General features: G+C 64.2%; 18 protein-coding genes. 10 read left to right on the top strand and 8 right to left on the bottom strand.

Going from position 1 to position 21,066, the window contains the following annotated elements:
• Positions 1–257: 257 nt before the first annotated feature.
• Both IVA91_RS13280 and IVA91_RS13275 read right to left on the bottom strand, forming a co-directional pair.
• The gene (locus tag IVA91_RS13280; protein ID WP_247449686.1) at positions 258–1,133 is read right to left on the bottom strand and encodes a VOC family protein; all 876 of its coding nucleotides are present in this window, start codon (positions 1,131–1,133) and stop codon (positions 258–260) included.
• Between the two features lie 144 nt (positions 1,134–1,277).
• Positions 1,278–2,480, bottom strand: a complete 1,203-nt coding sequence (locus tag IVA91_RS13275; RefSeq protein WP_247279332.1) for a urate hydroxylase PuuD — start codon at positions 2,478–2,480, stop codon at positions 1,278–1,280.
• A gap of 228 nt (positions 2,481–2,708) precedes the next feature.
• Here IVA91_RS13275 and IVA91_RS13270 point away from each other — a divergent pair, with 228 nt between their 5' ends.
• Positions 2,709–4,046, top strand: a complete 1,338-nt coding sequence (locus tag IVA91_RS13270) for a sorbosone dehydrogenase family protein (protein WP_247279234.1) — start codon at positions 2,709–2,711, stop codon at positions 4,044–4,046.
• Between the two features lie 173 nt (positions 4,047–4,219).
• Here IVA91_RS13270 and IVA91_RS13265 read toward each other — a convergent pair whose 3' ends face one another.
• Complete coding sequence (locus IVA91_RS13265; protein WP_247279235.1) at positions 4,220–5,020, bottom strand: SDR family NAD(P)-dependent oxidoreductase; 801 nt, start codon at positions 5,018–5,020, stop codon at positions 4,220–4,222.
• Positions 5,021–5,275: 255 nt separating this feature from the next.
• Between IVA91_RS13265 and IVA91_RS13260 the strand changes: the two genes are divergently transcribed.
• The 4 genes from IVA91_RS13260 to cyoD are packed head-to-tail and all read left to right on the top strand — an operon-like array spanning position 5,276 to position 9,126.
• Positions 5,276–6,109 (top strand): cytochrome ubiquinol oxidase subunit II, encoded by an 834-nt coding sequence (locus tag IVA91_RS13260; RefSeq protein ID WP_247279236.1) that lies wholly within the window; start codon positions 5,276–5,278, stop codon positions 6,107–6,109.
• Complete coding sequence (gene cyoB, locus IVA91_RS13255; protein WP_247279237.1) at positions 6,099–8,099, top strand: cytochrome o ubiquinol oxidase subunit I; 2,001 nt, start codon at positions 6,099–6,101, stop codon at positions 8,097–8,099. Before IVA91_RS13260 ends, cyoB begins: the two co-directional genes overlap by 11 nt.
• Positions 8,099–8,740, top strand: coding sequence for a cytochrome (ubi)quinol oxidase subunit III (locus IVA91_RS13250; RefSeq protein WP_247279238.1), 642 nt, complete (start codon positions 8,099–8,101; stop codon positions 8,738–8,740). Before cyoB ends, IVA91_RS13250 begins: the two co-directional genes overlap by 1 nt.
• The gene (gene cyoD, locus IVA91_RS13245) at positions 8,737–9,126 is read left to right on the top strand and encodes a cytochrome o ubiquinol oxidase subunit IV (protein WP_247279239.1); all 390 of its coding nucleotides are present in this window, start codon (positions 8,737–8,739) and stop codon (positions 9,124–9,126) included. The genes IVA91_RS13250 and cyoD overlap by 4 nt, the downstream gene beginning before the upstream one ends.
• Before the next feature lie 218 nt (positions 9,127–9,344).
• Here cyoD and IVA91_RS13240 read toward each other — a convergent pair whose 3' ends face one another.
• Positions 9,345–10,133, bottom strand: a complete 789-nt coding sequence (locus IVA91_RS13240; RefSeq protein WP_247279240.1) for a thermonuclease family protein — start codon at positions 10,131–10,133, stop codon at positions 9,345–9,347.
• Positions 10,134–10,331: 198 nt separating this feature from the next.
• Here IVA91_RS13240 and IVA91_RS13235 point away from each other — a divergent pair, with 198 nt between their 5' ends.
• The 3 genes from IVA91_RS13235 (at position 10,332) to IVA91_RS13225 (ending at position 13,684) form a co-directional block, all read left to right on the top strand.
• Entirely contained in the window at positions 10,332–11,930 is a 1,599-nt protein-coding gene (locus IVA91_RS13235) for a GMC family oxidoreductase (RefSeq protein ID WP_247279241.1), read from the top strand.
• Between the two features lie 202 nt (positions 11,931–12,132).
• The gene (locus IVA91_RS13230) at positions 12,133–12,582 is read left to right on the top strand and encodes a gluconate 2-dehydrogenase subunit 3 family protein (protein ID WP_247279242.1); all 450 of its coding nucleotides are present in this window, start codon (positions 12,133–12,135) and stop codon (positions 12,580–12,582) included.
• 82 nt (positions 12,583–12,664) lie between these two features.
• A complete protein-coding gene (locus tag IVA91_RS13225; RefSeq protein WP_247279243.1) occupies positions 12,665–13,684 on the top strand; it encodes a trypsin-like peptidase domain-containing protein in 1,020 nt (339 codons plus the stop codon).
• Positions 13,685–14,066: 382 nt separating this feature from the next.
• Here the strand turns inward: IVA91_RS13225 and IVA91_RS13220 are convergent, their stop codons facing one another.
• Positions 14,067–17,540 (bottom strand): indolepyruvate ferredoxin oxidoreductase family protein, encoded by a 3,474-nt coding sequence (locus tag IVA91_RS13220; protein ID WP_247279244.1) that lies wholly within the window; start codon positions 17,538–17,540, stop codon positions 14,067–14,069.
• Between the two features lie 161 nt (positions 17,541–17,701).
• Here IVA91_RS13220 and IVA91_RS13215 point away from each other — a divergent pair, with 161 nt between their 5' ends.
• Together IVA91_RS13215 and IVA91_RS13210 are read left to right on the top strand one after the other, a co-directional pair.
• Complete coding sequence (locus tag IVA91_RS13215; protein WP_247279245.1) at positions 17,702–18,655, top strand: hypothetical protein; 954 nt, start codon at positions 17,702–17,704, stop codon at positions 18,653–18,655.
• 118 nt (positions 18,656–18,773) lie between these two features.
• Positions 18,774–19,472, top strand: coding sequence for an isochorismatase family cysteine hydrolase (locus IVA91_RS13210; protein WP_247458820.1), 699 nt, complete (start codon positions 18,774–18,776; stop codon positions 19,470–19,472).
• Between the two features lie 29 nt (positions 19,473–19,501).
• Here IVA91_RS13210 and soxA read toward each other — a convergent pair whose 3' ends face one another.
• The 3 genes from soxA to IVA91_RS13195 are packed head-to-tail and all read right to left on the bottom strand — an operon-like array spanning position 19,502 to position 21,059.
• The gene (soxA, locus tag IVA91_RS13205; protein ID WP_247279247.1) at positions 19,502–20,278 is read right to left on the bottom strand and encodes a sulfur oxidation c-type cytochrome SoxA; all 777 of its coding nucleotides are present in this window, start codon (positions 20,276–20,278) and stop codon (positions 19,502–19,504) included.
• The gene (gene soxZ, locus IVA91_RS13200; protein ID WP_247417363.1) at positions 20,275–20,592 is read right to left on the bottom strand and encodes a thiosulfate oxidation carrier complex protein SoxZ; all 318 of its coding nucleotides are present in this window, start codon (positions 20,590–20,592) and stop codon (positions 20,275–20,277) included. Before soxZ ends, soxA begins: the two co-directional genes overlap by 4 nt.
• Complete coding sequence (locus tag IVA91_RS13195; RefSeq protein ID WP_247279249.1) at positions 20,592–21,059, bottom strand: SoxY-related AACIE arm protein; 468 nt, start codon at positions 21,057–21,059, stop codon at positions 20,592–20,594. The genes soxZ and IVA91_RS13195 overlap by 1 nt, the downstream gene beginning before the upstream one ends.
• Positions 21,060–21,066 lie beyond the last annotated feature (7 nt).

Here is a 21,066-nt window from a genome sequence, read left to right as displayed (position 1 = left end):
TCGGCGGCGTCGCCGGGCCGCAGCACGGTCTGGAAGGCCGGTTGCGGCCTCGTCATGATGTCGTAGAGCGAGGTGGCCTTGATCGGCTTGCCCCTCAACTCGCGGACGCAGTCGGCGAGCGTGCCGCTGTAGACGAGATAGGGCGGGCCTCGGTCCTTCTGCCTCTACCCTTTCGCCGACGGCCACTTCTTCGGCTCGGCCGGCGCGTCATAGGCGATCGCCGATCCCTCTTTGAACATGCGCTTGGACCCTGAACGCTAAAGAATTGGTTCAGATCGGCCGGCAACGAAGGCGAGCAGGGTGCCGTTGGCCTTGGCCGGCGGCACGCAGATGGCGCCCCCGCTGCGCATGGCTGCCGAACCGAGCGCCTTCTCGGTTGCCGCGAGGTCGCCGCTGATGAGCACCAGCGCCGCGCCGCCGCGCTCGGAGAGGCCCGCGAGCGGCACGCCGGGATAGCGTTTGGCGAGCTGGTCCAGCGTCAGGTAGACGAAGTCGGCGCGATCGCCGCCGGAGGGCACGGTGACCGCGCCGTCCGCCTCTGCCTTCGGCTCGCGGTCGATCAGTTGGCCGAGGTGCGCAGCTTCTTTCGCGGGCTCAGGCGTTGCGATCAGCGTCTGCTTGATCCGCCTGGCTGCATTGGCATGCTTCATCAATTCAGGAATCCACACCGTCTCGCGGGTCTTGTGCTGGCAGGCGAAGATGCGGACGCCGCCCGGCGCCTCCACGGTCGGCCACATGAAGGTGCGGAATTTTGCCGCCGAGACCGTGCCATTCGGCAGCGTCACGGGCCGTTCGAAATCGGTCGGGCCGATCGGCTCCAGGCCCCGTGCACGGATCTCTTCGGCACCTGCGGCCGAATCGACCGCGGTGAAGGCGATGCGCTCGATGCCTTCGCCGTGCTTGTCGAGGAAAGCGCGCGCCGGGGCATTGAGCTCGGTCGTAGCGAGCACGCCGAGCAGCTCCATATAGTCGGGATCGAACATGATGGTGTAGTTGCCCGTGCCCATATGGACGCTGTGGGTGCCGCGCGGGGAGACGGTGAAGCCGAGCTGCCGATAGTTCTCGGCGGCCTTGTCGAGGTCCTTCACCATGACCACGGCGTGGTCGATACCGATGACGTTCTTGAGGGCCACTGTTCTTTCCCCGATTGCGAGCTGAATTGGGCCGCTCCGGCGGCTGCCGGTCATGTCTACGCCTGATAGACGGTCAAGTCATTTTCAATTCAGCGAAACATGCGGAAATTTCATTCTGCGAAATGCTGTCGATGCGCGGCGGCATCAACGGGCCTGCTCGATGTAAGCGGCGAGGATGGCGCGCTCCTCACTGGTCATCTCGGTGATGTTGCCCGGCGGCATCGCATTGGACCAAGCCGCGACGCGGCCGATCAGCCGGATGTTGCGATGGATGTGCTCGGGCGCGTCGAGCAGTATCCCTTTCGGTGCGGCGACGATACCGGCCCAGACCGGCTCGGCGGCGTGGCACATGCTACAGCGGGACATCACGATCTCCTCGACATTGGCGAGCGTCGGCTGCGCCGGCAGGGCGCTGGTCTTGACGTCGCGCGGTCCGGCGGCGGAGAGGAACAGGATCGCGATCACGCCAACCGCTGCCACGCCCCACACCCACCACGGCGATTTGCGCCCCGCATGCCGCGCGTTGAAGAAGTGGCGGATCACGGGGCCGAGTGCCAGGATGATCGCGACGATGATCCAGTTGAAGCGCGTGGCGTAGAGCAGGGGATAGTGGTTGCTGATCATCAGCACGACCACGGGTAGCGTCAGATAGTTGTTGTGGACCGAGCGTTCCTTGCTGGCCTTGCCGAGCCTGGGATCAGGCGCCTGTCCCGCGATCAGGCTGGCTACGATCTTCTTCTGGTTCGGGATGATCAGCGCGAAGACGTTGGCGACCATGATGGTGCCGATGATCGCGCCGATCTGGTTGAAGGCGCCGCGGCCGCTCAGCACATGCGTGAAGGCGTAGGTCAGCGCGACCAGGAACAGATAGCCGCCGATGGCAAAGGGCAGCTCGCGCCGCGCAAGCCCAGTGCGACAGGCAGCCTCATAAAGCAGCCACGCCAGCGCGAGGCTGAAGAAGCTGAACAGGCCCGCCTGGAATGGCGTAAGGTCGAGGATCGATCTGTCGACCAGGAACAAATCGGCCTCGAGATAATACACCACCACCATCAGCGCGAAGCCGGACAGCCAGGTGGTGTAGGCCTCCCATTTGAACCAGGTCAGCTCGTCCGGCATCTGGCTCGGTGCGACCAGATATTTCATGATCCGATAGAAGCCGCCGCCATGGACCTGCCAGGCTTCGCCCTGCACGCCGTCAGGCAGGTCGCCCGGCGGGTCGCTCTTGGGCCTGAGACCGAGGTCGAGGGCGATGAAGTAGAAGGAACTGCCGATCCAAGCAATCGCCGCCACCACGTGCAGCCAGCGCAGCAGCAGGCTCGCCCATTCCGATATGACGGATCCCCACATGATCACCCCGATCAGTCGCGACACCAATGCCGCAGCTTTGAACAACCGGCAATCGCGCCCCACCAATGTGTCGCACCGATCAGCCGCATTTTCCAGTACGATGGGCCGCGGCTGATGCCCATCGTGCGGGCATGAACTGATGTCGGATTCGGCAGGCGCATGACCTGCCGCAGAACGTTTGCGGATCGTCGCATGTTGACGTTGAGACGCGCAGGCCGGGAGAAAGACGTGAAAGACAGAATATGGTCCGTTGCGATGTTCGCGGGATTGCTGGTCGCGGCTGCCACCAGCGCACAAGGTGAGCCGGTGCTGCAGGGCAAGGATGCCTACGGCGATTGGCGGGCCGACAAGCCCGGCACGGTCAGGTTGATCCGGCCACAGGATCTGGTCAGGCCCGGCGCGACGCGCTCCGTTGCGAGCTCGTCGCGTGTGGTGCCGCGCCCACCGGAGGCCGCGCTCCGGGTCCCGGCCGGATTCAAGATCGAGCTGTTCGCCGAAGGCCTGCGCGCGCCGCGCATCGTGCGGGTCGCGCCGAATGGGGATGTCTTTGTCGCGGAGACACGGGCCGGCACCATCCGCGTGCTGCGCGCGGGCGATGGCGGCAAGGCCGCGACCAACGAGGTGTTTGCCGGCGGCCTGAGGCAGCCGTTCGGCATCGCCTTCTTTCCGGACGGTGACAACCCGCAATGGGTCTATGTCGCCAACACCGACAGCGTCGTTCGCTTTCCCTACCAGGCCGGCGATCTCAAGGCACGCGGCAAGGCGGAAACGATCGTGGCAAGCCTGCCGCATGACGGCGGACATTCCACCCGAGACATCGTGTTCACGCCCGACAACAAACGCATGCTGGTGTCGGTTGGCTCACTCAGCAACGTCGCCGAGGGCATGGGCACGCCGCCGGGTGGATTGGAGGCGTGGTCGAAAGCGCAACCGCTTGGCGCTGCCTGGGCCAGCGAGACGGAGCGCGCCGCCGTGCTGGCCTTCAATCCCGATGGCAAGAAGCGGAAGATCTACGCCACGGGCCTCCGCAATTGCGTTGGTCTTGCGATCCAGCCGCAGACTGGCCTGCCCTGGTGCTCGACCAACGAGCGCGACGGCCTCGGCGACGATCTCGTGCCCGATTACGTGACCAGCGTGAAGGAGGGCGGCTTCTACGGCTGGCCCTGGTTCTATATCGGCAACAATGAAGACCCGCGCCACGCCGGCGCGCGGCCGGACCTCAAGGACAAGGTGACCGTCCCCGACGTGCTGATCCAGCCGCATTCGGCCTCGCTCGGCATGACCTTCTATCAGGGCACGCAGTTTCCGCCCGAGTACCAGGGCGACGCCTTCGCCGCCGAGCACGGCTCCTGGAACAGATCGAAGCGCACCGGCTACAAGGTGATCCGCATCCGCATGAAGGACGGCAAGCCGACGGGCGAGTACGAGGATTTCGTCACGGGGTTCGTCGTGAGCGACACTGAAGTGTGGGGACGGCCGGTTGGCGTTGCCGTGGCGAAGGACGGATCGCTGCTGGTGTCGGAGGATGGCAACGGCACGATCTGGCGGGTGACGTATTCGCGCTGAGCGCGCCGCGTGACGCTGCCCCCTCTTCCCTTGTGGGAGAGGGTGGCTCGCCGCGAAGCGGCGTGACGGGTGAGGGGTCTCCATCCTCACGAACGGTTGGGCGATTGGAGAGAACCCCTCATCCGGCGCTTCGCGCCACCTTCTCCCACAAGGGGAGAAGGAGAAAGAGAACCCTACCCCCGTCTCACGCTCGCACCGCCATCCACCGGCAGCGTCACGCCGGTGATGAAGCTCGCTTCATCTGAAGCCAGGAACAGCGCGGCATTCGCGACGTCCCATCCGGTGCCCATCTTCCTGCGCAGCGGCACCTTGCTGTCGCGTTCGGCTTCGACTTCGGCGCGGGTCTTGTGCCATTCGCGGGCGCGGGTATCGACGGCCATCGGCGTGTTCATCAGGCCGGGCAAAATGACATTGGCGCGGATGCCGTATTCGGCATTCTGGTAGGCGAGCTGTTCGGTGAAGGCGATCATCGCCGATTTCGTCGCCTTGTAGGCGACGTAAGGGTAGGTCGTGATCGCCGCCATCGAGGAGATGTTGATGATGGCGCCGCCTCTCTGCGTGCGCATGATCGGGATCACCTCTTTCGCGGCGAGAATGCAGCTCTTCAGATTGATGGCGACGACGCGGTCGAACGCTTCTTCGGTCAGTTGCAGCAATTCTGCATCGCCGCCGGCGAGGCTGACGCCGACATTGTTGTGCAGCACGTCAATCCGGCCCCAGCGCGATTGCGCGTCCGCGACCATCGCCTTGATGTCGGCGGCTTTGGTCACGTCGGCCTTGAAGGCTGCGGCTGTGCCCTGCTTCGCCGTGATCATCGCGACCGTCTCCTGCGCCGAGTCCAGATGATGATCGACGCACAAGACCTTGGCACCCTCCCGCGCGAACGTGAGCGCAGTGGCGCGGCCGTTGCCCATGCCCTCGCCCGGGCTCTGCCCCGCGCCGACGACGATCGCAACCTTGTCCTTCAAGCGCATCTCGGTTTACTCCCGGGCCCGGATCCTGTTGATCCAATATTTTCGTGCAGATTAGCAATCGCCTCGACCGGAGAGAAGGGCGCCGCTCCCGCTTTCATGTCATTGACATCACATGCGATTGCATGTTGCGGCCGGCCGACCGCGCATGGCTGACCCCAGCGGTTCAGGAACCGTTCTGAGGTCGCAGCGTTTGTTGCGGAGCCTTTCCCGCGCTAGGCTCTGTCCCGGGGCTTCCCAACCGCCAGTGGCTTGCCGATGAATCTGCTCGATCCGCAAGGGCCTGTGGCTGCGGCCAACAGCACCATCCTGATCGATTCCGTCTTCATCATGCTCGTGATCGTGGTGCCGACCATCGTTGCGATACTCGGCTTCGCGTTCTGGTTTCGCGCGTCCAATCCGAAAGCGCGCTACCAGCCCGACTTCGTCTATTCCGGGCGCGTCGAGATGGTGGTGTGGGCGATCCCTGCGCTCACTGTCATCCTGCTCGGCGGCGTCGCCTGGATCGGCTCGCATCAGCTCGATCCCGCGGCACCCGTGCCGGGCACCGGCAGCCCGGTGCGCATCCAGGCCGTCTCGCTCGACTGGAAATGGCTATTCATCTATCCGGATCAGCGCATCGCCACCGTCAACACGCTAACGGTACCAGCCGGCGCCGAGCTGAACTTCCAGCTGACGTCGTCGAGCGTGATGAACACGTTCTTTATCCCGCAGCTCGGCAGCATGATCTACACCATGAACGGCATGGTGACGAAGCTGAACCTGCGCGCCGACCACGAGGGCAGGCTCCAGGGCCTGTCGGCGCATTTCTCCGGCGACGGCTTCCCCGACATGATGTTCGACGTCAACGTGATCTCGCCGCTCGCGTTTCCGGATTGGGTGGCGGGCACGGCGAAGACCGATGCCGTGCTGAATGAGGACAGCTACAGGACCCTGATGCAGCAGGGAATCGAGAAGAGCCGGCCGACTTATCGGCTCGAGGATCCGCGCCTGTTCGATCTGATCGCAACCCAGCACATTCCGCCGGGTCCTGGGCCGGAGCTGGCATCCGAAGCCGGCCGGTCGCACAGTGGAGGCCACGATGCTCGGTAAGCTCGATTGGTCCGCCATTCCGTTCGATCAGCCGATTCCGCTCGTCGCCGGCGCGGTGGTGCTGGTCGCCATCCTGGGCGTGCTGGCCTGGGTCGTGGTGAGGGGGCATCTGCCCTATCTCTGGAGCGAATGGATCACCAGCGTCGACCACAAGCGCATTGGCGTCATGTATGTGCTGCTGGCCTCGGTGATGCTGCTGCGCGGCGGCAGCGACGCCATCATGATGCGAATCCAGCAGGCGGTCGCCTACCAATCGCAAGGCTATCTCCCGCCCGAGCACTACAACCAGATTTTTTCCGCGCACGGCACCATCATGATCTTCTTCGTGGCAATGCCGTTCGTGATCGGGCTGATGAACCTGATCGTGCCGCTCCAACTCGGCGTGCGCGATGTCGCGTTCCCGACGCTCAATTCGGTCGGGTTCTGGCTGACCGCGACCGGCGCACTGCTGGTCAATATCTCGCTCGTGGTCGGCGAATTCGCGCGCACCGGTTGGCTCGCCTTTCCGCCGCTGTCGGAACTGTCCTACTCGCCCGGGGTCGGCGTCGATTACTACGCCTGGTCACTCCAGATCTCCGGCGTCGGCACGCTGGTCGCCGGCATCAATCTCGTCACCACCGTGCTGAAGCTGCGCACCAAGGGCATGAACTATCTGCGCATGCCGATGTTCTGCTGGACCACGCTGGCCTCGAACCTCCTCATCGTCGCCGCGTTCCCGATCCTCACCGCCACGCTGGCGATGCTCTTGCTCGACCGTTACCTCGGCTTCCACTTCTTCACCAACGAGGCCGGCGGCAACGTCATGATGTTCATGAACCTGATCTGGGCTTGGGGGCATCCCGAGGTCTACATCCTGGTGCTGCCGGCCTTCGGCATCTTCTCCGAGGTGGTTTCGACCTTCTCCGGCAAGGCGCTGTTCGGCTATCGCTCGATGGTGCTCGCCACCATGGCGATCTGCGTCATCTCCTTCATGGTGTGGTTGCATCATTTCTTCACGATGGGTGCCGGCCCCGACGTCAACGCCATCTTCGGCATCGCTAGCATGATCATCGCGGTGCCGACGGGGGTGAAGATCTACAATTGGCTGTTCACGATGTATGGCGGCCGCATCCGTTTTGCGACGCCGATGCTGTGGGCGGTCGGCTTCATGGTGACGTTCATCGTCGGCGGATTGACGGGCGTCCTGCTCGCGGTGCCGCCGGCCGACTTCATGCTTCACAACAGCATGTTCCTGGTGGCGCACTTCCACAATGTCATTATCGGCGGCGTGCTATTCGGCGCCTTCGCCGGCTTCGAATATTGGTTTCCGAAGGCGTTCGGCTTCCGCCTCGACGAACGCTGGGGCAAGGCTGCGTTCTGGTTCACCTTCCTCGGCTTCTTCATCACCTTCATGCCGCTCTATGTCGCCGGCATGCTCGGCATGACGCGGCGCATGCAGCATTACGATGTCGCGGCCTGGCGGCCCTGGATGCTGGTGGCGGCGGTGGGCATGGCGGTGCTGACGATCGGCGTGATCTGCCAGATCGTGCAGATCGTGGTCAGCATCCGCAACCGCGAGGCCTTGCGTGACCGCACCGGCGATCCCTGGGACGGCCGCTCGCTGGAATGGGCGACCTCGTCGCCGCCGCCGGTGTTCAATTTCGCCTTCCATCCCGACGTGCGCGGCGAGGACGCCTATTGGGAGATGAAGGCGCATGCCAAGCAGCAACTGCTCGAGCACGAAGAGCCGGAATATCAGGACATCGAGATGCCCCGGAATTCTCCCACCGGCTTCGTCTGCGCGTTCTTCGCCACCATCATGGGCTTTGCGCTGATCTGGCACATCTGGTGGATGGTGATCCTGGGCGGCCTGGGTGCCTTCGCGACCTTCGTCGTGTTCGCCTGGCGCGACCATGACGAATACGTCATCCCGGCCGATGAGGTCGCCCGCATCGACCGCACCAATCTCGAGGAGCGGCGCAGCCTCGTCAGCATGGCGGGGGCAGTCTGATGTCGATGACCGCCACGGCCGGCCGCGCCCACGCCGATCCCCATCACATCGGGCTCATCATCGAGCATCCCGGACCCGCGCCGAAGCGGATCGTGACCGCCTACGGCTTCTGGATCTTCCTGCTCTCCGACATCGTGATGTTCTCCTGCTTCTTTGCGGCCTATGCGGTGCTGGCCGGCCAGACCGCCGGCGGCCCGAAGGGCTCGGAGATCTTCGAGCCGAAGAACGTCGCGATCGAAACGGTCTGCCTGTTGCTGTCGAGCTTCACCTGCGGCATGGCCAGCATTGCCGCCGACGTGCGCAACCGGTTCTGGTTCTACCTTGGCATGGCCGTGACCTGTGTGCTCGGCCTCATATTCCTCGCCATCGAGTTCCGCGAATTCGCCGACCTCGTCGCCCGTGGCTATGGCCCATCGCGCAGCGCGTTCCTGACCGCGTTCTTCTCGCTGGTCGGGTGTCATGGCCTGCACGTCTCGGCCGGAGTGCTGTGGCTGCTCACCATGATGGCCCAGGTGTTCGCCAAAGGCTTTCGCGCCGACATATTGCGGCGGATGATGTGCTTTGCGCTGTTCTGGCACGCGCTCGACATCATCTGGGTCGCGGTGTTTTCCGTGGTCTACCTGCTCGGGAGCGCGCCATGAGTGATCAGACCCATGGGTTGGTGAAACACGACCTCGCGCCCGGCGAGGAAGAGCAACACAGTGTCGGCACCCGCATCCTCGGTTACGTCGTCGGTCTTGTCTTGGCCCTGCTGCTCACGGCGACGTCGTTCTTCATCGCCGGTACGGATCTGGTCTGGCAGCCGTCGATTCCTGTTGCGCTGATCGTGCTCGCGATCGCACAGATGGGCGTGCATCTCGTGTTCTTCCTGCACATCACCACAGGTCCGGACAACACCAACAACGTGCTGGCGCTCGCCTTCGGGCTTCTGGTCGTCTTCCTGGTGGTCGGAGGAACGGTCTGGATCATGGCGCATCTGAACGCCAACATGCCACCGATGGACCACATCATGCAGATGCGGAGTTAGGACCCGCCCAAAAAGAAAGAGCCGCTTGGATGGCAAGCGGCCCAAGTCTAGGGAGGAAACGCCCGAGCAAGGCAATCGGACCGAAGCCGGATTGCTGCCAAAGGAAACGCTCGCGCAAGGCGCTTGCGTACGCATACAAATGACGCAACTCCCGATAGACTTCAATTCCGGATCAATACGGTCTTGGACTACTACTCACGGATGTGTGAAGGAATTGTTCACTTCGGCCGACGGCAATTATAGGCCTTGCGGAAGCCGGCGGCCTGGGCGTCGTCCTCCGAGCAGAACCAGCGGTCGGGCTTAGTCGTCGCCGGATAGCTCGGACAGCCCCGCAAATGATAGATGCCGATATTGCCGGTGACGCGTGCGCGCACCGCGAGCTTGCCCTTGATGCTGCAACTCGGCGGCATCGTCAGCTCCTCCGGGAACAGCACGGCGCGGATTTCCTTGTCCCGGTCTGGGCGGCACGCGGCGCCGAGAAGCGCGCCATCCCTCTTGCCGGCGCGGAAATCTTGCGGTGCAACAAAGCAGCCCTTCCAGATCCCAGCGGCCGCCGTCTTGGCCTCGGTGGCCGCCGGTTTGACGTTGGCCTTGATCGGCTCGCGCGCGAGGGCAAAGCCGAGCTTGATCAACTGCTCGTTCAAGCTGGCCTTGTCGCCCTCGGCCGTGCAGATGGCGCGGTGCCGCTTGCCAAAACTCTTTTCCGGTCCGACGTCGTCGCAGCGCACCGTCCGTTTTCCGATCAGTTTCGTCAGCTGGTCGCGGGCCTCGATGCCGCAGCTCCAGGAATCGGCGTGCTCGTCGATGCAGACCTGATCAAGCTCGGGCGCATCAACGCCGTCGAGCCGATAGGTGACGTCGCCGACCTGGATGGAGTTGCCGTCGCGGGCTGTCGCGGCGGCAGTCAGCGCGGAGGCTGGTCCGGGCGAGACCAGAAGTCCGGACAAGGCGAAAAATGAAGCGAGCGCAAAAGCGCGGGCGGGGGCAAAGAAATTTCGGAAGGACATACGATCTCGCTATCGATGGCTCGTGCGGCCCTGTTCCTAGCATCCGGATGTGGCGAGACCAATGGTCTGCGCCCTGCGAAGTGCGACATTCCGGCCTCGCGGCTTTACTCAGCCGTTGCTCTGATCCTATCGTTCGCCGGCCTCGCGGACCGCAGGGCCGAATCGCCCGGAAAGCGGCGAGGGGAGGAAAAGGTTGCAATGAAAGACCCCGTGGACGTCCTGATCATCGGCGCCGGCGCTTCCGGCGCGGCGGTGGCGTGGTCGCTGGCCGAGACCAAGATGCACATTCTCTGCCTGGAGCAGGGCGGCTGGATGAATCCGGCGGAATATCCCAGCACCGGGCGGGACTGGGAAGCCAAGTTCTACGGCGAATGGTCGTCGAGCCCCAACGTCCGCGGGCGGCCCGAGGACTATCCGATCAACGACGACAATTCGCCGATCAAGGTCGTCAACTACAATGCAGTAGGCGGCTCGACGGTCATGTACACCGCGCACTGGCCGCGGCTGCATCCCTCCGATTTCAAGGTGAAGACGCTCGATGGCGTCGCCGACGACTGGCCGATCGACTACGATGCGCTGACCCCGTTCTTCGAGGAGAACGACCGGATGATGGGGACCTCCGGCCTGTCAGGCGATCCGCTTTCGCCGCTGACGCATCCGCCGATGCCGCAACAGCCGCTGGGATTGTCCGGCGCCATCATCGGCAAGGCCATGAACAAGCTCGGCTGGCACTGGTGGCCGTCTGACACGACGGTCGCGACAATGGACTATGAGGGCCGGGCGCGCTGCATCAATCTCGGCCATTGCACGCCGGCCTGCGCGCAAGGCGCAAAGTCTTCCACCGACATCACCTATTGGCCGCATGCGATCCGTGCCGGCGTCGAGCTGCGCACCCATTGCCGCGTGCGTGAGATCACCACCGACGAGACCGGCATGGCCTCGGGCGTGGTCTATTACGACAAGGACGGCATCGAGCAATTTCAGCCCGCCCACGTCGTCATCATCGCCTGCAACGGCGTCGGTACGCCGCGATTGCTGCTGAACTCGGCCTCGGGGCGTTTTCCGAATGGACTTGCCAATTCGTCCGGGCTCGTCGGCAAGAACCTGATGTTTCACCCCTATGCGCAGATCTACGGCTATGTGAAGGAGCCGACGGACAGCAACCGCGCGCCGCCGACCTGCCTGTGGAGCAAGCAGTGGTATGACACGGACCTGTCGCGCGGCTTCGTGCGCGGCTACGGCGTGCAGTTCGTACGCGGGGCAGGACCGGTGTTCGAGGCCGTCGTCAGCGAGCAGAAGGGCATTTTGCCCTGGGGCGCCGACCATCACCGCGTCTTCCGTAAGCTCAATGGCCATCGGCTGGGTTTCTCCGCGATCTGCGAGGACCTGCCCGAAGAGCATAATCGCGTCACGCTCGATCCGGTGCTGAAGGACAGCCACGGCATTCCCGCACCGAAGATCGATTATACGATCAGCGAGAACAGCCGGAAGATGATGGAGCATGCGCTCGCCCGCGGCCGCGAGGTTCTCGAAACGGCGGGCGCGACCGACATCTGCATCAATTCGCCGATCCCGTGGGGCGGCTGGCACCTGCTCGGCACCGCGCGGATGGGCACCGACCCCGAACGCTCGGTCGTCAACGAATGGGGCCGCACCCACGACGTCAAGAACCTGTTCATCGTCGACGGCAGCATCTTCGTCACTTCGGGCGGGGTAAACCCGACCTCCACCATCCAGGCCCTCGCGCTTTATATCGCCGATCAGATGAAGCAGCGCCTCGCCAATTTGTTCGATTGAGGGCCCGTGATGGATGCACTGAACCCGCCACGAATTCGCTGCACCTCTCCCGCTTGCGGGAGAGATCGCCGCGCTCGAAGAGCGCGGCGGGCGAGGGCTCTCCCCTCTCGAGGAGTCTCTCTGCGGAGATACCCTCTCCCCAACCCTCCCCCGCAAGCGGGGGAGGGAGCAGACCTTCATCGCGGCGTTAGAAGAGCGCACAATGACTGATCAACTCTCCCTCACGCCGCGTCAGCGCGGCGACCTCCGCACCATTGCCGCGATGATCATTCCGGCCAGCGAAGAATACCGGGTCCCGGGCGCCGACGATCCCGCGATCCAGGCCGACATGTTGGCCACGCTCGGCCGCGACACCAAACAGGTGGCGGCGGCGCTAGATCATTTGGCGCGGCTCGCCGGAGCGCCGCTCGTCGAGCTCGATGCCGCCAGGCGCGATGCGGTGGCGCAGGATTTTCGCAAACATGGCGGTGTCGCCGCCGCAACGCTCGTCCGCGTCGTGCTGCAATGCTATTACCGCGACGACCGCGTGCTGGGCTCGCTCGGGCTCGAGCTGCGCGCACCATTCCCCAAGGGCCATGTGCTCCCGGATGGAGACTGGTCGCTGCTCGATCCGGTCAAGGCGAGAGGCGGCTCGCTGAGGCGGGCACCCTAGCAGCCCAGCCTTGCGCCGCGGTCGGGCCACTTGCGCGAGAGAGAACAGGCCACCATCTGTGTGAGCCTCAAGGACTCTTGCCATGTTGGACTTCACCTCAGATGTCGCCGATGACGCATCGTCATCGCGAACGACGGCGTCTGCTCCGGTCGATGACCGGGCTCTGCTGGACGCCTATTCCAATGCCGTGATCGACGTGACCGACCGCGTCGGCCCTGCGGTCGTGCGTGTCGAGACCGGGCCGAAAGTGCCGAACGGCCGCGAGCGCGGCGGGCTCGGCTCGGGCACCGTGATCTCGCCTGATGGACTCGTGCTCACCAACAGCCATGTGGTCGGCTCGTCAAAAGAGATTCGGCTGCGCGACGTTGAGGGGCACGTCGGCGACGCCCAGGTGCTCGGTGTCGATCCCGACACTGACCTCGCGCTCTTGCGCGCCAACGGCGTGCGCCATTTGCCTTATGCCGCGCTTGGCAACTCCAAGAGCCTGCGGCGGGGCCAACTCGTGATCGCGATCGGCAATCCGCTCGGCTTCGAGTCGACCGTGACCGCCGGAGTCGTCTCGGCGCTCGGCCGCTCGATCCGCTCGGTCAGCGGGCGCACCATCGAGGATGTGATCCAGACCGATGCCGCGCTCAATCCCGGCAATTCCGGCGGACCACTGGTCTCGTCGAATGCCGAGGTGATAGGCATCAACACCGCCATCATCAACGGGGCGCAGGGCATCTGCTTTGCGGTCGCCAGCAACACTGCGCAGTTCGTGCTGTCGGAGATCATCCGCCACGGTTATGTCCGCCGCGCCTATATCGGCGTTGCCGGGCAGACCGCGCCGGTCCCGCGGCGGCATGCGGTGCTGGCCGGTGTCGAGAACAAGATGGGCGCGCTCTTGATGCAAATCGAGCCGGACGGCCCGGCGGCGAAGGCGGGCCTGTTGCCCGGTGACGTCGTGATCAGGCTCGACGGCATCGAGATCAACGGTGTCGACGATCTGATCCGCGTGCTCGACCGCGACCGGATCGGCCGGCGGTTGTCCATGGACGTGCTGCGGCTCGGCCGCCTGCGGGCGATCGATATCGATCCGATCGAACGCAAGCCAGCGCGCTAGCGCGGTTCCCCTTGGGCGAGGTACGACGGTGTCATGCCTTGTCCTCGGAAGCCCGCCGCATGATGCCGGCACATCAAAGCTACGACATCATCGGCGCCCGTGCCGGCGGCATGACAGCTGCGGCCGTCGCTGCGGGCCGAAGGGCTGCGCGTGGACGCGCGGCCAAACTGTCAGTGATGTGTCCGAACAGGCGTCAGCCATGTCTGCGGTCTAAACACTTCGCGGGCGATGATACTCAGTGTGTGGCGAGGCGCATTCCACCATCTCCGTCGTTGCGAACGTAGCGAAGCAATCCAGAGTCTTTCCGCGGGGGTTAGTCTGGATTGCTTCGTCGCAAGGGCTCCTCGCAATGACGCGGGGCGAGAGCTTCGCGCTCTCGCCACTACTCGGCCGCGGCGGCAAAGCGGCTGTTCTCCAGCTCCGCTTCCAGCCGCGCCGTCTCGGTCGAGGCAAGTTTGATATTTGCTTCCTTGACGTGGCCGAAGCCGCGGATCATTTCCGGCACGCGCGCAAGCCGCACCAGCAGCGGGATCTGCTCTGCCTTCAGTCCCGCGATCCGCTGATCGATCATGCCGAGATAGTCCTCAATCAGCTTGCGCTCTGTCTTGCGCTCATCGGTACGGCCGAACGGATCGAACGTGGTGCCACGCAGGTACTTGAGTTTCGCGAGAACGCGGAAGGCGTGGATCATCCAGCCGCCGAACTCCTGCTTTTGAAGCCGGCCCGTCTTGTCGCGTTTCGCGAAGATCGGTGGGGCAAGATGGTATTTCAGCGTGAAGTCGCCGTCGAATTTTTCCGACACCTTCTTGGCGAAGCTGCCATCAGTGTAGAGCCGTGCGACCTCATACTCGTCCTTATAGGACATCAGCTTGAACAGGTTCTTTGCGACTGCCTCGGTCAGCTCGGTGGAGCCCGGCGTGGCCGCGCTCTCCGCCTTGCGTACCTTGGCGACGGCTGCGAGGTAGCGCTCGGCATATGCCCTATTCTGATAGCCAGTCAGGAACTCGGCGCGGGTCGCGGTGATGTCGTCGAGCGACTTGGTCGGTGCGGCCGCCCTGTTCTTGAACTGGAGCACGCTGCGCACCCGCGACATGTCGTGGGCGGCGAGACGGCCCCAAGTGAAGGCGAGCTTGTTCATCTCGATCGCGGTGCCGTTGATCTCGAAGGCGCGGAGCAGGGCCTCCAGCGACAGCGGGATCGCGCCCTTCTGGAAGGCGAAGCCGAGCATGAAGGGATTGGTGGCGATGCTGTCGCCCATCAGCGCGGCGGCAACGCCCGTCGCGTCGATGATGTCGAGATTCTTGTCCCCGACGGCATCGCGCAGCACCGTCTGCATCGTTCCCATCTCGAAATCGAGATCCGGGTTTTGCACGAAGCTCGCGGTCGGCTGCAGATCGGCGTTGATGTAGGCCTTGGTCACGCCGCGCTCGGCGCGGCTCAGCGCGGTGGCACCGGCCGAGACGATCATGTCGCAGCCGAGGATGACGTCGGCGCCGCCGGTCGTGATGCGGACGGCGGAGATATCCTCCGGCTTCGGCGCGATACGGACATGGCTCATCACCGCGCCGTTCTTCTGCGACAGTCCGGTGAAATCGAGCGCCGAGCAGCCGCGGCCCTCGACATGGGCGGCCATGCCGAGCAGCGCGCCGATGGTGATGACGCCGGTGCCGCCGATGCCCGTAACGAGGATGTTATAAGGGCGGTCCAGCTCGCGCATTGGGGGCAGCGGCAGGTCGGCGAACAGTTGGCCGGAATCGACCGCTGACGTCTTCATGCGCTTCAGGCTGCCGCCATACACGGTCACAAAACTCGGGCAAAAGCCCTCGACGCAGGAAAAGTCCTTGTTGCAGTTCGACTGGTCGATCTGGCGCTTGCGGCCGAACTCGGTCTCCAGCGGCTGCACCGAGACGCAGTTGGAGGCCTGCGAGCAGTCGCCGCAGCCTTCGCAGACGAGCTCGTTGATGAAGGCGCGCTTGGCGGGATCGGGATAGAGCCCGCGCTTGCGGCGGCGGCGCTTTTCTGCCGCGCAGGTCTGGTCGTAGATGATGACCGTGAGGCCCTTGATGTCGCGCAGCTCGCGCTGCACGGCGTCGAGCTCGCGGCGGTGGTGGATGGTCGCGCCTTGCGGGAAGTAATTTCCTGGCGGATACTTGCTCGGATCGTCCGAGACGATCGCGAGGCGCTTGACCCCTTCGGCCCAAACCTGATGCGCGATTTGCGCGACGTTAAAGCTGCCTTCGGCTGGCTGGCCCCCGGTCATGGCGACGGCATCGTTGTAGAGAATCTTGTAGGTGATGTTGATGCCGGCAGCCGAAGCGGCGCGGAGCGCCAGAAGTCCGGAATGCGTATAGGTACCGTCACCGAGATTCTGAAAAATGTGCTTCTCGGTGGTGAAGGGCGATTGGCCGATCCAGTTCACGCCTTCGGCGCCCATATGCGAGATCAGATCGGTGCGGCGCGTCGGCATGCTCAGGGCCATGCCGTGGCAGCCGATGCCGGCCATGGCGCGGCTTCCTTCGGGCACGCGCGTCGAGGAGTTGTGCGGACAGCCCGAGCAGAAGAACGGCGTGCGCGCAAGCTTGATCGGCGTGATGGTGGTAACAGGGTTGTCAAACGCCTCGAGCCGCGCGAGGCGCTGCTCCAGCACCGGGCTGTGATGGCCGAGCTTACGTAACCGCGCCACCAGCGCAGAGGCAACGATGGTGGGCGTCAGCTCGCCCTCGCTCGGCAGCAGCGGCGCGCCGCGCTCGTCGCGCTTTCCCGTGACAGTCGGGCGTTTCGAGGCATCGATGTTGTAGAGGATGCGCATCAGCTGGTCTTCGATGAAGCCGCGCTTCTCCTCGACCACGAGCACGTCCTGAAGACCCTCGGCGAAACGCTTGGCGCCGCTCTCTTCCAGCGGCCAGGTCATCGCAACCTTGTAGATGCGAAGGCCGAGGTCCTGCGCGTCCTTGTCGGTGATCCCTAAGTCGGCGAGCGCTTGGCGCAGATCGAGATAGGCCTTGCCGGTCGCGACGATGCCGAGCCGAGCCGGCTTGGAATCGAGCACGATACGGTCGAGTTGGTTGGCTCGGGCGAAAGCCTGCACCGCTTCCATCTTCGGCCCGAACAGGCGCCTCTCGGCCTCCAGCGGCGGATCAGGCCAGCGGATGTTGAGACCGCTGGCCGGCATCTCGAAATCGTCGGGAAGCCTGATCTGGATGCGCTCGGGGTCGCTATAGATCGAGGCCGAGCTCTCGACAGTTTCGCTGATGGCCTTGAAACCGACCCAGCAGCCGGAGAAGCGCGACAGCGCAAAGCCATAAAGGCCGAGGTCGAGATAATCCTGAAGCGTGGCGGGATTGATCACTGGGATCAGCGCTGCCGCGAACACCTGCTCGCTCTGATGAGCCAGCGTCGAGGACTGGCAGCCATGATCGTCACCGGCCAGCGCCAGCACGCCGCCATTGAGCGAGGTGCCAGCGGCGTTGGCGTGCTTGAGCGCATCGACCGAGCGATCGACGCCGGGGCCCTTGCCGTACCAGATGCCGAACACGCCATCGACCTTGGCGCCGGGAAACAGCCCGACTTGCTGGCTGCCCCAGACCGCGGTCGCCGCGAGGTCCTCGTTCAGGCCGGGCACGAAGGCGATGTCATGCTGCTGCAGATGCGATTTCGCGCGCCACAGCGCGTGGTCATACATCCCGAGCGGGGAACCGCGATAGCCCGAGATGAAACCGCCGGTGTTAAACCCCTGAAGCCGGTCGCGTTCGCGCTGCAACATCGGCAAGCGGACCAGGGCCTGGGTGCCGGACAGGAAGATCCGCTTCGATTCGAGCCGGTATTTATCGTCCAGCTCGACCTGCATTAGCGTCATTTCGGAAGTCCTCGTCTTCTTGCTCGGCGCGGGTCTGTGCTGCGGGAGGGATTGCGCGGCGCGACGCGAATTGTGACAGTCAAAGCATGGGTCGGCGAAGTCAATATCGCTGGCCGCATCCGTGGCGCTCCTGCTAGTCATGGCTACTTGTGGAGAACACCATGGCTGCAAACGCATTCGACACCGAGATCACTGAGACGGCCCAGGCGTTGATCGGACCGTGGCGCCGGCCGCGCCAGATGCTGCAAGCGCAAACTTACGAGGCGCACGCCTCGATCCATGACGACGCCACGGCGCAGAAGCTCGGCTTCAAGGGCGGCACTATCGAGGGGCCCACGCATTTCAGCCAGTTCGCACCGCTCGGCGAACGGCTGTGGGGGCGCGCTTGGTTCGAAACGGGGTGCCTCTCCGCGCATTACCGCAGCGTCTGCTATGAGGGTGAGGAGGTGCAGGCAATCCTGTCGAAGCCGCTGCCGGCTACCCGCCAGTGCCAGATCCAGATGGTCAAGCGCGACGGCACCGAGGTGCTGCGCGGCACCGCCTCGGTCGGCGAGCCGCACGTAGCGACCGCGCTCGAGACGCGCCTTGGCGAGCTCAAGCCGCTGACCGATCCCGTGATCCTGCGCGACGTGAAGGTGGCGCAGACCAGCAAACGGCAGACTGTCCGCATGGCATTTGATCAGAATATGGGCGATCTCTACCCGTTCTCGCTGCGGCAGAAACTCGCGGTCATCACGGAGAGCTCTCCGTACTACTCTGGCGCCGACAATCCATGGCGCAAGCCTATCATCCCGATCGAGATGCTCAGCGTGCTGTTCCAGTACCGCTCCAAGGACGATCCGCTGCCGGCCAAGGGGCCCGCGGTCGGCCTGTTCGCCGATCAGGAGATCCGCCTGCTGCAGGGCCCGCTCTTCGTCGGCGAGGACTATGAGGTGGAGCGCGAGGTGGTCGCACTTTCCGGCAGCCGGCGAACCGAAAGCGCCTGGGTCAAGACGCGCGTGTTCGACAAGGCGAATGCACAGGTCGCCACCATGCTGCTGAACATGGCGACGCTGAAGGAGTCGTACGCGCCATACGAGGACGAGTATCGGCAGCTGTATGGGGCGGGAGGGTAGCGGCGAGCGGTGGCGTCCGCCTCTCCCGTGAGAACGGGAAGCAAGACCAGAGAGCGTCGCTTCGAATGGCACGGCGCTTGCACAAGTTTGCGGCACAGCGTTCGGGCAAGGGGGCATCATGCTGAACTCAACCAAGCCGGCACGGGGAATCATCAATGACGAGCCCGAGCCGATCGAGCTCGACTGGCTCGTCACCGCGCTCCTCATCATCGACATGCAGCGCGACTTCTTGGAGCCAGGCGGTTTCGGTGAGACGCTGGGAAACAACGTCAGCCAGCTCGCGCGCGCGGTGAATCCGATCGGCGCGGTGCTGAAGGCGGCGCGCGACACCGGCATGCTGGTGATCCACACCCGGGAAGGCCATCTGCCGGATCTCTCCGACGCACCGCCGGCGAAGCTCGAGCGCGGCGCGCCGTCCTTGCGCATCGGCGATCCCGGCCCGATGGGGCGTATTCTCATTCGCGGCGAGGCCGGGCACGATATCATTCCCGAGCTCTATCCGCTTGACAGTGAGATCGTGATCGACAAGCCGGGCAAGGGTGCGTTTTACGCCACCGAGCTCGGCGACGTCTTGGAGAAATACGGCATCGAAAACTTGCTCGTATGCGGTGTCACCACGGAGGTCTGCGTCAACACCACCGTGCGCGAGGCCAATGACCGCGGCTATCGCTGCATCGTGATCTCCGACGGCTGCGCATCTTACTTTCCCGAGTTTCACGAGATGGGCCTAAAGATGATCAAGGCTCAAGGCGGCATCTTCGGCTGGGTCGCGGATTCGGCCGCCATCCTGGTGGCGATGAAGACTTTGACGGGCTAGACGACGGCCAGTTTCAGATTCGTTATGACCTACGGCCGCACCGCCGGCGTCTCCATTGGCAAGCCGCGCGCCCGCGACATCAGATAGAGCTCGAGCGCAACGAGCTCGGGCGAGCCGTAATCATAAGCCTGGGCGCGCACGCCGGTCATGCAGCTGCGCAGCCGTCGCTCCAGTGAACCCAGCGTCTGCCATTCCAGGCGATAGAGTGGATATCCGGTCGGCTGTCCCTGCGTGATCGGCGCACCGGCGAGACGTTTATCGAAATTGTCGTCATGGCAGTTGGAGCAGGCAAGATTGAGCTGGCCCTCGCGCTGCATGAACAGGTCGCGGCCCTGGTCGACGAAGGGTCTTACTTGCGGATCGTCGCCGGCGGTGATCGGAACGCCGCGCGATTGATGGGCGACGAAAGCGGACAACGCCAGCAGGTCGCGGCTCTCGTATGGCAGTGGCGTAGCCTGCTGGTGGTTGCTGCGGCAGAGATTGATGCGTTGGTCGAGCGTGACGGGGCGGCCGAGCGCCTTGTCGAAGGCGGGATAGCGCGCCGCGACGCCCTTCATGCTGCCGCGGGCATCGCCATGGCAGTCGGCGCAGGAGTTCTGCGCACGGCCGGTCTTCTTCCCCCACAGCGCCTCGCCGTCGAGCACGAATAGCATGCCCGGATTGGAGGTGTCGTCATCCTGCATCGCGCGCGTGTCGGGTCCCATGAAGGAATAACCGGAGCGACGCGCCTCGGGCGGGATTTCACCGGCGAGCAGGGCAGGGACCGTGGCGGTCAGCGCCACCGCTATCGCGCGCCAAAACCTCATTCGACTAGGATGGACACCGATGCGGTGGACGAATAGCCGTTGTCGCCGATCCATTCGAATTCGAACTTGCCGCTGTCCTTGGCGACCGTGAAGAACGACAGATAAGGGTTCGCGGCGATCGCCGGGAACAGATCCGCGCGGAAGATCTCGGTGCCGTTGTAGCGGCACGTGAAGCTCGTGATGATGTCGCGCGGCACCAGCGCGCCGGCTGCGGTGTGGCGGAAGCCGGTCTCCATGATGTGTGAAGTCAGCGTGCGGATCTCGATGATCTCGCCGCGTTTGGCCTTGGCCGGAACATTGATGAGCGCTGCCATCAGTTCATCTCCTCTGTGCAGGCGGCCAGCGTCACGACGACGTCGGCGGCGACCTGCCAGAAGGTGTCGTCGGAAAGGCGCGCGATCGCGACCACCTTCTGGCTGTCGGCGAGCCGGATCCGAGTCGAGACCTGGGCGCGGCCGGAGGAGGGACCGAGATGGAAATTGCCAATGTTCGGCTGCGGGTTCTTCTCGTTGAAGACGTGGATGCTCTTGACGTAGTCCGCGTCCGTCATTGGACTTGCGACGCTCACCGTCAACGGCACGGTATTGCCGTTCTCGACCAGCGGCGGGATGTCGAGCTTGATTTTGCCGGTGCGAATCTGTGCCTCACCGACGACGTTGCGGATCGCGGTGTTGAGCATTGGCGGTGTCGCCTCGACTGGCCGCAGCGTGACGATCGGGATCGTGCCGGCGGCCGTCAAGCTGCCGGCGAGGCTTAAGAATTGTCGTCGCGTGGTTGGCATGAGCGAT

Source organism: Bradyrhizobium sp. 153, from assembly GCF_023073835.1.
In the GTDB taxonomy this organism is placed as follows: domain Bacteria; phylum Pseudomonadota; class Alphaproteobacteria; order Rhizobiales; family Xanthobacteraceae; genus Bradyrhizobium.
The sequence above is the reverse complement of the archived record's forward strand: the minus strand, read 5'-3'. Positions and strand labels throughout refer to the sequence as shown.